We start from the raw sequence: 13,377 nt of genomic DNA, 5'->3' as shown, positions 1-13,377 counted from the left end.
GCTTGTCATTTTAGATTTTCTAAATGAAAACTAGTCGGCTTAAGTTTACCGTCTTCCATTCGATATACTTTGTCACAGTATTTTAGCATTCGTTCGTCATGGGTCACCATAATGGCTGCCTTATTTCTAGATTTCACCTCCCTCGCAATAAGTTGGACGACCTCATGGGCTCTTTGAGTATCGAGGCTTGCCGTTGGTTCATCAGCCAAAATAATCGAAGGATTATTCATAAAGGCACGAGCGATAGCTGTACGTTGACGTTCTCCTCCAGATAAATGTTCCGGGAGTTTTTTCATTTTTGTTTCCAATCCGAGATTTTGAAGTAATTCTTTAGCAGTTTCTTTATCTCTTTTTGTCACTTTACCAGCCATTTTTTTTACAACCAGTAATTGGTCGAGAACATTTAAGTAAGGAATTAGATTGCTTGTTTGTAATATAAACCCTATTTCCTCAAGGCGTACTTTTGATAAATCTTTCTCTTTTAAATCCCCTATTACTTTTCCATTCAGGTTTACTTCCCCTTCTGAGGCTTGTAGTAAGGCCCCTGCGATGGAAAGAAAAGTACTTTTACCTGAACCTGAGGGACCGATGACGGCAATAAATTCTCCTTGTTCGACGGAAAGAGAAACATCATTAAGAGCAACAACTTGATTTGCCCCTTGTTGATAGTATTTAGATACATGATTGAACTTTATTCCTGACATTACTCTATCCTCCCAATTGCCTGAAGTGGGTCTATTTTTGTAATTTTACGAATGGAAATCAGCGAGCTTAATATTGATATAACTAGCAATAAAATAGCATAAATGACGACAAGTTTAATATCTAGTGAAAATGGCATTCCATCTGGAAGAATTAAAGCTGTTCCATATGTTAAGAGTATTCCAACAACAATACTAATGAATGAAAGTAGAAATACTTGTGACATAATTGTTTTGCCTAAAAAAGCATTACTTGCACCAATCGCTTTTAAAATGCCAAATTGATTGGATTTTTGCAAGGTAAGTACATAAAAGAAGACAGCTAGTACAAAGGCTGAGATTGCTAAAAGGAAGGCCAACATCATCATAATCGTGCCATTTTCCTCTTTATATCCAGGCATTCCTTGTATCGCCGCAGCCTTTGTTACTGTTTCTGTGTTATGGAAAAGATCATTTAATTTCTGCGGATCAATATCTTCTCCTTGAAGCATAATACCATTCACTGGATTTTTAATACTATTATCAGAACCAGGTGCTGCAAACTGAATTGAGCGCCATTTATCTAGTGTAGTAAAAATAGCGGGTAAATGATTGTATGTTTCATTTTCTACAAATCCAATAATTTTCATTTTCTCTAGAGACCCTTCTATTGAGAGTGTGTCTCCAATTTTAAATCCTTTATCTTTTAAGGTGTCATTAGCGATAACTTCTAGTGATTTATCATTATTGAGAGGGTTTCCTTCAATGATGCTTGGTTCTAAAAAACTTCCCGCAGTGATACCTAAAATAGCAATATCTACTTTTTCACTATCTTTGGAAGGAGTTGATTTTAAAACCGTAGCCATTGTGGCTCCCATCGGTGCTGCTGAGGAAACATTATCTTGCTTTTCTAGTTCATCCACGAATGATTCAGTTAATAGTGAACGGCTCATCGAGGCTCTAAATCCTTCCTCAAAAGTAACGTAATCTGCTTTCATATTTTTAAATGTTGCGGCGCTTAGTGTGGAAAGCCCATTTCCTAAACCTGATAGGATAAAGACTAGCCAAGCAATAAGGACGGTTATGATTCCAATCATAAGAAAACGAAATTTGCCATGTTTTAATTCTTTTAAAGCCAGAAACAATGGAAATCCTCCCTTAAATTAATATGATTAGTCAATGATGACTAATTTAATATGATTATATTATTATATTTATGATTAGTCAATCGTGACTAATTAAGGGCAGGGTGGCGGATTTTATAATGTATAAATAGGAAAAGGAAACCTATTAACAAGGTTTCCTTGAATTTAACACTACTGTAGAAGAATTATTCCGAATAAAGAGAAAGATTTCTTATGGACTTTTCAAGAAATGCAACCTCTGCTTCTAACATGGTAATTTTGTGTTCTACTGCAAGATTGACTCCAGATCTTACTCCGTGGGATGGGGTTTGTTTCATGACTTCTAATAATTTCTTACTATTGTTTAAACGTTCTTCCAATGCAGGTATTGTTTTTTCTAAAGGGAGAAAATCAATAAACATTAATCCAATATCTCCTTGATAATTCACCCTTTCAGCTGAAGATAAATTATTCAATAATAATTGGTAAAAATATTGCTTGCCACTATCATTTATGGAGTACACTTTTCGGGTCGGTCTGTTTCCTTCTTGCTCCAACTGAATGTCAATATATCCGTTTTGACTGAGTTTATCTAAAGTTGCATAAGCGGTAGGTTTTTTCATATCGGTAACTGCACTTAAATTTCTCTCTATAAATTCATTGATTTGGTATCCATGTTGACTTTGACTCATGAGTAATCCAAGTAAAATAAGCGAGCGTTGTTCCATTGAGATCCGCCCTTTCTGCTATTATCTCTTGTCTTATATTTTCTCGTATATTTTATTTGTAGTCAATTGAGGGCTTACCAACAACTATAGAGGGAAAGTTTTAATCTCCCTATCTTAAGTAAACGACGAGTGAAGCCGTCTTTTTGAACCCTCTCAAAAAATCAATTCATGAGTTGTTTTCTTAGCTCCAGATGTGCAGCAACCATTAGTGTTGATGGGATTGGCGGAATAGGCGGGTGTAACATCTCCAAAGTATGTTTTTAAATTAAAGCTTCTTTTTTATAAGGGGTTGTAAAAAACCGCTAGTTAAGTCGATGCGGTGAACCGTATCATAAGTAAATGAGAAGCATAGGCCCGTAAGTCCGTCATAGGTCATGAGAAGTAAATCCTTTCCACGACCTATACGGAAAATTGCTGTGCAGAAAAATACTAGTCTTTATTAAGAATACATTCTTAATTTATTATGATGTCGCCCGATTGGTACCATAAAAGGAGAGTCCGAAACAGGGTCCTTTATTACGTTACAATGGAGTCCAAAAATATCTTCAATCAATGTACTTGTAATAACCTCTGAGGGCTCTCCCTCAGCGACAAGCTTTCCGTTATGCAAAGCAAAAATATGGTCTGCATAACGTGCTGACAGGTTGATATCATGAAGAACCATGACAATGGTTGTTCCGTATTTTCGGTTAAGGTCTGTTAGCAGGTCGAGAATTTCGACTTGATAGGTAATATCTAAATAAGTTGTTGGTTCATCGAGAAATAGTATGTCTGTTTGTTGTGCCAGAGCCATAGCAATCCATACACGCTGTCTTTGACCGCCTGAAAGCTCGTCAATATGTCGATCGGCAAATTCCGTGATGTTCATGATTTCCATTGCCTCTGCAACGGCTTCATAATCCTTTTTTGTCCAACCTTTTAGAAATGTTTGATGTGGATACCTTCCTCGTCCAACTAAATCCGCAACAGTTATTCCCTCAGGGACAATAGGGGATTGAGGCAAAAGACCTAATACACGAGCCAACTGCTTTGGTGGTATTTTATAAATGGGTTTCCCTCCCAAGGTCACTTGCCCGGAAGTAGGTTTAATAAGCCTAGCCATCGTTTTAAGTAATGTAGATTTACCGCAACCGTTTGAACCAATAATAATGCTTATTTTATTACTTGGAATTGAAAGACTTACATCATGTAAAATCGTTTTATTATCGTATCCAGCAGTGATTCCTTTAGTTTGAAAAGCATGTGTTGGTTTCATTATAAATCCCCCTTTCGATTCATTCGGATTAGCAAGTAGATCAAGTATGGTGCTCCAAGAATGCCTGTAATAACACCTACAGGGTATCTAGCAACGAATGCAAATTGTCCTACAAGATCTGATGCTAAAACTAAAATGATGCCAACAAGACCTGCTGGGATAATGCTTGAAAACCCGACACCAACTAGTCTTTTTGCGATAGGTCCAGAAAGAAACGCAACAAATGCGATAGGTCCTGTTGCAGCGGTAGCTAAAGCAATGATAAGTACCGAACTAATAATAAGTACAAGTCGTGTTTTATCAGTATCAACTCCAAGTGAAGTTGCTGTTTGCTCCCCAAGTTCTAACATATCCAATCGTTTTCCGAGAACAATGATAATGGGTGCGAAAATAAGTACTGTAACCATAAGAGGATAAAGATTTTCCATTTTAGCACCGTTTAGACTGCCACTGAGCCATCTCATGGCAGTAGGAATATCATGTTGCTGACCGATAAGTAATAAATAAGATATGGCAGCATTTAGCATGGCTTGAATGCCAATTCCTATTAATATTAATCGACCAATTGAAAAGGAAGTACTTCTTGATAATAGAAAAATAACGATTACTGTAGCAAGTCCACCAATAATAGAAGCAATAGAAACAAAGGCATTACTTGCATGAAGAACGATGATACAAAAAACAGCAGCAGCACTTGAACCAGCTGTTATTCCGATAACATTTGGATTTGCTAGGGGGTTACGAAGCATCGTTTGAAATACATGTCCAGCAACACCAAAAGCAAATCCAGCCAAAACACCTGCCACCATTCTAGGAAAACGTATCGTTCCCACTGCAAAAGATGCACCTTTCACTTTCTCACCTAGTAGAACCCTTATGACATCTGAAACAGGATAAATCGTGTTTCCTAGCATAAGCATCGTAGAGCAAAGTGCAAAGGCAATGATTGCAAGCAAAGAAGTCACGAGGATAAAACGGCGACGTCTTTTCATTCTACCTATCATTATAAGATTCATAGATTCATTTATCATAACGCACGCATTTTCGCTTTCATAGTTATTAAGATTAAAATAGGAGCCCCAATAAATGCTGTAACTACACCAACCTCAAGCTCACCAGGACTTCCTAAAATCCGACCGCATACATCTGATATGGTTAATATAATGGCACCTGATAACGCTGACATTGGGATAATGTATCGTAAATCAGGACCAATAACGAGTCGAATCACATGTGTTGCTAATAAACCTATAAAGCCAATAGGACCTGCGAGTGCTGTTGCTGTACCGCACAACAGCACTCCTCCAAAGGCAGAAACAAGCCTAAGTGTTCCTGTACGTACACCTAATCCTGTAGCTGCTTCATCACCTAATGCTAATGCATTGAGTGCTGGGGCAGTGAATAGGGCTATTAATATTCCAACAATAAGAAAGGGAATAAAAAGAGAGATAGAGCTCCAATCCCCTGCTCCAACACTACCTACCTGCCAAAATCTAAATTGATCCATAACGTTAGAGCGAGGAATCATAATGGCCATTACGAGAGATGATAATGCAGCACTCGTAGCAGCACCTGCTAAAACAAGTTTAAGGGGCGTGGCACCGCCACTCCCCATTGAACCAATTCCGAATACAACAATGGCAGTTACGATTGCTCCTGCTAATGCAAGCCAAACGTATTGACTAGCAGTACCCATATTAAAAAAGGAAATTCCGCAAACGACGAATAGTGCTGCCCCTGTATTAACTCCTAAAATGCTAGGGTCTGCGATAGGATTACGAGTAACTGATTGCATTAGAGCCCCAGAAACTCCTAATGCAGCACCACACATCAAACTAAAGACAGTTCTAGCAATTCTTTGGCGAACCACATTTGCTCCGTGGGACTGTACTTCAGGATGGAATAGGCCATCCATTAGTTCATTCCATCCAACTGTACGGGATCCAAAAGCAAGAGAAGCCAATACACATATACCGAGTAAGACAATAGAAAGTATAAGAACTTTTATGAAGTTTTTCGGTAAAAGTAACTGCTTATTTTCTGAAACGGATGTATGATTCATCTTATTGAACTTTGCTAACGGCTTCTGAGATTAAAGTTAAGTACTCGTCAATTGAGTATTCAATTGAAAGTGGGCTTGGAGTTCCTGCTGCTGCAAGTGGAGTATTATCTCCAATAATTACGACAGAACCTCTCTCTACCGCTGGGATTTTTCCAAGGATTGGATCAGCTTGTAGAGCTGCAAGTGTATTTTTGTTACCATATGATACCAAAATCTCAGCATCGTTAAGCATATCTGCATTTTCAGCACTTACTTCCATATAGAAACTATTTGGATCAGTGATTTGACTTGTAATACTTTCAGGGTATTCCATCCCTAACTCAGAAAGGAATGCACCACGTGGATCTTCTGGTGTGTAGATGTAGAACTTAGATAAATCATCGGCACTAATACTTACGAATGCAGCCTTTTTACCTTTAATTTCAGAGTGTTCATTTACTTTTTCTTCAATTAGTTTCTCTGTATCGGCAATAAGTTGTTTACCTTCTTTTTCCATCCCTATACCCATTGCATTGTACGTAACTTGTTCACGCCATGAAGCTACCCAAGGGCTAGTTTGATAGGCAACAACTGGAGCAATTTCACTTAATGTATCATATTCTTCTTGAGTAATACCTGAGTATGCTGCAAGAATAACATCTGGATTAGCGTCAGCAATTGCTTCAAAATCTAAACCGTCAGTATCTTGGAAAATAGTTGGCGTTTCTGCACCAAGTTCTTCTAATTTATCTGCAGTCCAAGGTAACATTCCGCTATCATCTTGAACACCATAGTTTGCAGCTGAAAAACCTACAGGCACAACACCAAGAGCAAGAGCAACGTCATGGTTTGACCATTGAATAGTAACAACGCGTTCAGGTTTTTCTTCAATTGTCGTTTCTCCAAGTGCATGTTTAATCACAATTGGATATTCAGTTGTTGTTTCCTCGGATTCCGCTGTTTTCTTATTAGATTCTTCAGTTGAAGTTGCTTCAGATTTTTTATCTGTTTGCTCACTTGAACAACCGGCTAATGCAATCATAAGCATCACAATTAGTAATGTTAAGAATAATGATATTTTTTGTTTTGTAATCATTTTGTATATCCTTTCTTAATATAAGAATAGTTGATAATAATTATCACTATCATTAATGTAAATCTCCTTTAATAGGTTGTCAATGAAATATTTAGATATAACAAGGTGAACCGTATCATAAATAGCGGCAGTTTTACCGCCTTTATAAGGATTCTGGGGAACAAATTATTATAATAGGATTAACTTTCATTAGCCCGCTTAACGCGGGCTTTTTTTAATACTAAGAAAATCTTAAGATTTATACCCGGAGTTTATTAAGATTTAATTGGTATCATTACCTTAAACGAATAAATAATAGGAGTGATATCATATGTTCCGATTCATATACAGGAGTGAATTTTTATGAATATATTAGTTTGTGATGATGATAAGGCCATTGTAGATGCTATAGGAATTTACTTAGAAAATGAAGGTTATAAAGTTCTCAAAGCGTCTAACGGAATAGAGGCTATCGAAATAATCGAAGATCATGAGATCCATCTGATTATTATGGATATTATGATGCCTAAGATGGACGGCATAACAGCTACTATGAAAATCAGAGAAGACAATAAAATACCGTTGATTATGCTTTCTGCCAAGTCTGAGGATTATGATAAGATATTAGGATTAAATTTAGGAGCAGATGATTATATCACCAAACCATTTAATCCTTTAGAGCTCATAGCAAGAGTGAAGTCACAGCTAAGAAGGTATACCACATTGGGAAGCCTTGAAGCCAAGAACCATGTCTATCAAACTGGGGGACTTATCATTGATGATGAAAGTAAAGTAATCACTGTTGATGGAGAGGCAGTTCATCTTACACCGGTACAATATAAAATATTAAAGCTTTTGACTGTCAATGCTGGGAGAGTTTTTTCTATAGAGGAGATCTATCAGAAGGTATGGAATGAAACACCTGTTAATCCGGAGAATACGGTAGCCGTTCATATAAGAAAAATCAGAGAAAAAATAGAAATCAACCCGAAAGAACCAAAATATTTAAAGGTGGTGTGGGGAATTGGATACAAAGTTGAAAAATTATAGCCACTCAATCATAACGAAAATTATCGTTTTTGTTATGGTGATCACATGTTTTACGGGTGCTCTAACATCATTTGTACATACAGTAATTTTAAGTGATGGTGATTTTGGAATCATTTCTGAAGACAACTACTTTCAAAGCAAAGCCTATGTACAGGAAAGTAAAAATCTTGTAAGCAACCTAACCCAACTAATAGGAGAATATAAGAATGAAGAGCATATTTTAAAAGGCAGGAGTATCAGTGAGGAAGAATTAAGAAGCGAAGAGGGAAACTTATACTCAGACTTTCAATTCCAATCTAAGAGCTATAATCCTAACTTGAGTGAAGAGGAAAACTATAAGAAGTTCAAAAAAGTATATAAAGATAAGATTTCTCAAGCAAAGGATAGGCTGATTAAGAATGATTTAAGAGCATTTCATTTAATGAAGCAAAATCTAGAAGGTTATGAAGGTCTAGTTTATTATGCAAGCAATGGTACCAATGTATTTACGAACAGTACAAAAAAAGAACAAGCTCAATTTAAAACCTATCCTTCTTATATGATTTTTGAGAATTATAAAAGAGAGATTTATCCGAATGAAGTAGAAGATAATGAACATTTGTATGGGATTACAGGACAAATAGATGGATTGGATCCAGAAACTACTGTGATTTATGTGGCTTTTACGGAAGAATTTTTAAATCTCAAAATAAAAGAATGGAAGGAAGACAAGGTAGCAGCGACCAATAACTTATATAAAGTAGTAGGATTTTTAGTAGGGCTTATTTTATCCTTTCTATATTTATTACTCATAATTGGGAGAAAATCTTTTGACGATAAAGAAGTACACTTCCATGCAATAGATAGATTATATAATGATCTTAACCTAGTGTTGTGTCTAGGGATGATAATGCTTTGGGTTACATTGTTGGATAGGGTAGGTTTTGAAAACGCCCATCAAATGTCTATTCCAATTACAGCCCCAATTGCCACAGCAGGCCTCATACTCGTTTTATCACTTGTGAAGCAGTTCAAGAATCGAACTCTCATCAAGCATACCTTGCTCTATAGGATTTTCTATAAGCTGTTTGTATTTGTACGGAATGTATATGATAGTGGAAGTGTTGGCGTAAAGACTGTATTACTAGTCATCGGTTATCCTATATTGGTTGTAATAACGTTTTTCATGTTCCCGGTAACCATAGGTGTAGCTGCCTGGTTTGCTTTTAAAAAGGTGAAATCTTTCCATGCTATACAAGAAGGGGTTGAGAGAATAAAGGACGGGGACCTTCGTCATCGAATCGATGTGGAGGGAGAGGGAGAGTTTGAAAGGCTTGCTGATAATATAAACAGCATTACAGATGGTTTGAAAAAAGCCGTTGATAGTGAGCTAAAAAGTGAACGGTTAAAAACAGAGCTCATTACTAATGTATCACATGATATCCGAACACCTTTGACTTCGATTATTACTTATGTCGACTTATTGAAAAAAGAAAAGGATTCTTCCAAGGTAGAAGAATATATCGAGGTACTGGATCAAAAATCGAAAAGGCTCAAAGTGCTAACAGACGATTTATTTGAAGCGGCTAAGGCCTCAAGTGGAGATATTCCGGTTCAATTAGATAAAATTGATATCGTATCTTTAATCACCCAGGGGCTGGGAGAGGTAAATGACAAAATTGAAGCCTCAGATTTAGAATTTAAGATGAATCATCCCGAGGATAAAGTATATATGAAAGCAGATGGAAGATTACTGTGGAGATCGATAGAAAACTTATTATCCAATATATTTAAATATGCTTTAAAGGGGTCAAGGGTCTATATTGATATTGAAGATACGGGCAGCGAAGTCCTTCTCACCTTCAAAAATATTTCAGCTTATGAATTAAATATTTCAGCAGACGAATTAATGGAGCGTTTTAAAAGGGGCGATGAATCCAGATTTAGTGAGGGAAGTGGATTAGGACTATCAATTGCAAGAAGCCTTATTGAGCTACAAGATGGGACATTTTCTATTCAAGTTGATGGAGATTTGTTCAAGTCGATGATCTGTATACCTAAACATCATAACAATGACTGACTCGTATTGGTTTTTTAAAATTAAATGATTATTAGGAATAGGATATCAAAGCGGTATCCTATTTTTTTGCATAGCCTTTAATAAGTTGTGCCAAATAAATCAGCCCTTTTTCTAATTGTTCAATTGAAGTGTAAGAATAGGGTATGTGAAGGTGCGGATAATCCTTTTTTATACACACTTCCTAGATACAAGACTAAAGGTAAGTTAAAGGAACTATTTGACTTGCTGCTGAATTTCCCCCCTACCAGAGCGACATCTTCCGTTTCCGTTTTTTCGGACTTTTATATTAGTTTATTCCGCAAAACAGGAATTTTCCGCTTTTACGGAATATTATTTTACTATTTATAGTTATATTACCTAGTAATTCCAAGTTGGCACGATACTTGCAGATAATAGATTGAGAGAATAAATGAAGTCTTATCGATCATCTCAGGGGGTGCTGGAAAAGTGAATGAACTTGTTTCTATGGAAGACTAATTTTTACTAGACTACATGAAAATCTTCTAAGATTCCGGAAATTAACATTGGTATTTTCCATTATTAACAAAATTAGAATATTCATTGTGCTAGTAACAAGGAGTTATTAATTTCTACAAATACTAGCATAAAACGTGAAAAGGGTATAAATGTGAAGATCATTTACAAATGATTATAGAAACGTTTATTTAGAAAATGCCCTTTATGGAATTAAATTTAGGGGGATTTATATGGATTTATTAATTATTTTATTAGCGCTCGGATTATTAATGTTTGCTGCTTACCGCGGTTATTCAGTTATTTTATTTGCTCCTATCTGTGCGCTTCTGGCTGTTTTGTTAATCGCACCGCTCCATGTTTTGCCCTTCTTTTCAGGCGTGTTCATGGAAAAGATGGTCGGCTTTATTAAATCGTATTTTGCCGTTTTCTTATTAGGAGCTATTTTTGGTAAGGTCGTAGAAATGTCAGGGATTGCTGAGTCCATTGCTAAGACTATTGTCAGCTGGCTTGGCGCAAAACGGGCGATGCTGACGATTGTGTTGCTTGGTGCAATTTTAACTTACAGCGGTGTCAGTTTATTCGTAGCTGTGTTTGCGATTTATCCATTTGCTGCGCAAATGTTCAGACAAGCAAATATTCCGAAAAGATTGATTCCGGGTACGATTGCTCTTGGTGCTTTTACTTTTACAATGGATGCATTGCCAGGTACACCGCAAATTCAAAACGTTATTCCGATTGCCTTCTTTAAAACAGATATCTATGCTGCACCAATCCTTGGAATCATAGGCGCCATCATTGTTTTATCTGTAGGCTTATTGTACCTAGAGTCGAGAAGGAAAAAAGCTGAAAGAGCCGGTGAAGGCTATTATGGTTTTGAAGCGGAAACAGCCGCTGCGTTGGAAAAGGAGAAGACAGAATCGAAAGAACCTGCTCTTCTCAATTTAACGACCAAGCAATCGTTAGCTAAACAGATCCTTGCCTTTGTTCCACTTATTTTGGTTGGGGTAACGAATAAACTGTTTGTAACGTATATTCCGACATGGTATCCGAATGGCTTTGATTTTACAGCACTTGGTTTAGATGCTTATAAGGTTGATGTAGCTGTATCTGCCCCGATCTGGGCGATTATTATGGCACTGCTCGTAGGGATTGTGACGTCTATTGCTTATGATTGGAGACGGGTAACGGCAAAATTTAAGGATGGTGTGAATGTGGCCATCGGAGGTTCCCTGCTGGCCACTATGAACACTGGTGCTGAGTATGGATTTGGCGGTATTATCGCCGCACTTCCGGGATTTTCGAAAATCAGTGACGGGATATCTACTGCATTTACAAATCCGCTTGTTAACGGTGCGGTTACGACAACTGCACTTGCCGGGATGACAGGATCGGCATCCGGTGGTATGGGTATTGCGCTAGGGGCAATGGCTGATAAGTATAATCAAGCGATTGCTGCTGCTAATATTCCTCCAGAAGTTATGCACCGTGTAGTGGCGATGGCATCAGGCGGTATGGATACTCTCCCTCATAACGGTGCCGTGATAACCTTGCTTGCGGTAACAGGATTAACGCATAAGCAATCGTATAGAGATATTTTTGCCATCACCGTTATTAAAACATTAACTGTATTCGTGATTATTGCTCTTTATACATTCTTCGGAATTGTTTAATAGAATAAAAATTTACTAGACAACTAGATCGTTTAATATTTTAGGAGGTATGAACGTGGGGAAAACATTAGCAGGAAAAACAGCATTTATTACAGGGTCGGCAAGCGGAATCGGCTTAGAAATCGCTAAGACATTTGCTCAAGAAGGGGCAAATATCGTTATTTCTGATTTAAATGCTGAAAAAAGCGAACAAGTGGTGCTGGAGCTAAAAGAACAAGGATTTGAAGCGATTGCTGCTCCTTGTGATGTTACCAATGAGGAAGCGTTTAAGAATAGTCTTCAATTGGCGCACAGCACCTTTGGAAAAATTGATATTTTAGTTAATAATGCTGGACTGCAGTATGTCTCTCCGATTGAGGAGTTCCCAACAGAAAAATTCGAACTGCTTCTAAAGGTTATGTTAACTGCTCCTTTTATTGGGATTAAGCATGTCTTCCCATTTATGAAGGAGCAAGGCTTTGGCCGGGTTATCAACATGGCTTCGATCAATGGTCTTGTTGGCTTTGCCGGCAAAGCGGCCTACAATAGTGCTAAACATGGGGTCATTGGTTTGACGAAAGTAGCAGCATTGGAAGGAGCTCCGCACGGAATTACAGTAAATGCCTTATGTCCTGGCTATGTGGATACTCCGCTTGTAAGAGGACAATTAGCTGATTTAGCCAAGACAAGGAAGGTTAGCCTGGATCGAGCTGTGGAGGAAGTCCTGCTACCGCTTGTTCCACAAAAAAGGTTGTTATCTGTATCGGAAATTGCTGATTATGCTGTCTTTTTAGCAAGTGATAAAGGCAGAGGAGTAACAGGACAGGCTGTCGTACTAGATGGCGGGTATACAGCACAATAAAGTGAAACTTCTACCAGTGAGGGTTTTCCTTCATCCCCCATTGGTGGTTAATCCCGTTCTACGGTCACTAAGACTTCAAGCTTTGCTTTCAATCAAGTAACCGTATGAACCTGATTGGTGAAAGCTTGCCTTTGAAAACCACAAAGGCAAGCTTTCACTGTATTTTATCAATCGGACCTTAACGGGCAGTTGTCCCTCACCTATCTTCTTGGGCTCCTCATAAGCTTAAGGTGGGGGACTTACTGCCCTTTAAATGTGGGATAAAAAGAAAGCTGCCCTGAAAATAAGCAGGGGACTAAGATGAAAATTCTATAGTATGAATAACGCAGCTTATTTCCATGCCTCGCGTTGTGGAATTCGTTAGTGTGAATGCCTCC

The 13,377-nt window shown here is 37.6% G+C and carries 11 protein-coding genes; 4 read left to right on the top strand and 7 right to left on the bottom strand.

All coding sequences use genetic code 11. The features are described 5' to 3' along the window. Positions 1-5: 5 nt before the first annotated feature. The 7 genes from BAOM_RS23655 to BAOM_RS23625 all read right to left on the bottom strand — a co-directional run bounded on the left by BAOM_RS23655 (position 6) and on the right by BAOM_RS23625 (position 6,924). A complete protein-coding gene (locus BAOM_RS23655) occupies positions 6-704 on the bottom strand; it encodes an ABC transporter ATP-binding protein (protein ID WP_127762361.1) in 699 nt (232 codons plus the stop codon). After that, positions 704-1,825, bottom strand: a complete 1,122-nt coding sequence (locus BAOM_RS23650; RefSeq protein ID WP_127762360.1) for an ABC transporter permease — start codon at positions 1,823-1,825, stop codon at positions 704-706. Before BAOM_RS23650 ends, BAOM_RS23655 begins: the two co-directional genes overlap by 1 nt. A 185-nt stretch (positions 1,826-2,010) precedes the next feature. Beyond that, on the bottom strand, positions 2,011-2,532 hold the full coding sequence (locus tag BAOM_RS23645; protein ID WP_127762359.1) for a PadR family transcriptional regulator: 522 nt from the start codon (positions 2,530-2,532) through the stop codon (positions 2,011-2,013). Between the two features lie 439 nt (positions 2,533-2,971). Further along, positions 2,972-3,787, bottom strand: a complete 816-nt coding sequence (locus tag BAOM_RS23640; RefSeq protein ID WP_127762358.1) for an ABC transporter ATP-binding protein — start codon at positions 3,785-3,787, stop codon at positions 2,972-2,974. Further along, the gene (locus BAOM_RS23635) at positions 3,787-4,818 is read right to left on the bottom strand and encodes a FecCD family ABC transporter permease (RefSeq protein ID WP_127762357.1); all 1,032 of its coding nucleotides are present in this window, start codon (positions 4,816-4,818) and stop codon (positions 3,787-3,789) included. Before BAOM_RS23635 ends, BAOM_RS23640 begins: the two co-directional genes overlap by 1 nt. Next, the gene (locus BAOM_RS23630; RefSeq protein ID WP_127762356.1) at positions 4,815-5,849 is read right to left on the bottom strand and encodes a FecCD family ABC transporter permease; all 1,035 of its coding nucleotides are present in this window, start codon (positions 5,847-5,849) and stop codon (positions 4,815-4,817) included. Before BAOM_RS23630 ends, BAOM_RS23635 begins: the two co-directional genes overlap by 4 nt. A 1-nt stretch (position 5,850) precedes the next feature. Next, positions 5,851-6,924 (bottom strand): iron-siderophore ABC transporter substrate-binding protein, encoded by a 1,074-nt coding sequence (locus tag BAOM_RS23625; RefSeq protein WP_127762355.1) that lies wholly within the window; start codon positions 6,922-6,924, stop codon positions 5,851-5,853. A gap of 342 nt (positions 6,925-7,266) precedes the next feature. Here BAOM_RS23625 and BAOM_RS23620 point away from each other — a divergent pair, with 342 nt between their 5' ends. From BAOM_RS23620 to BAOM_RS23605, 4 genes are all read left to right on the top strand, one after another. Next, positions 7,267-7,953 (top strand): response regulator transcription factor, encoded by a 687-nt coding sequence (locus tag BAOM_RS23620; protein WP_127762354.1) that lies wholly within the window; start codon positions 7,267-7,269, stop codon positions 7,951-7,953. Beyond that, positions 7,928-10,012, top strand: a complete 2,085-nt coding sequence (locus BAOM_RS23615) for a HAMP domain-containing sensor histidine kinase (protein WP_127762353.1) — start codon at positions 7,928-7,930, stop codon at positions 10,010-10,012. The genes BAOM_RS23620 and BAOM_RS23615 overlap by 26 nt, the downstream gene beginning before the upstream one ends. A gap of 707 nt (positions 10,013-10,719) precedes the next feature. Beyond that, a complete protein-coding gene (locus tag BAOM_RS23610; protein WP_127762352.1) occupies positions 10,720-12,159 on the top strand; it encodes a GntP family permease in 1,440 nt (479 codons plus the stop codon). Between the two features lie 55 nt (positions 12,160-12,214). Next, the gene (locus BAOM_RS23605; protein ID WP_127762351.1) at positions 12,215-13,000 is read left to right on the top strand and encodes a 3-hydroxybutyrate dehydrogenase; all 786 of its coding nucleotides are present in this window, start codon (positions 12,215-12,217) and stop codon (positions 12,998-13,000) included. The last annotated feature ends 377 nt before the right edge of the window (positions 13,001-13,377 follow it).

The sequence above is a fragment of the Peribacillus asahii genome, from assembly GCF_004006295.1.
GTDB lineage: Bacteria > Bacillota > Bacilli > Bacillales > DSM-1321 > Peribacillus > Peribacillus asahii_A.
This window is presented reverse-complemented; position numbering and strand designations above follow the sequence as displayed.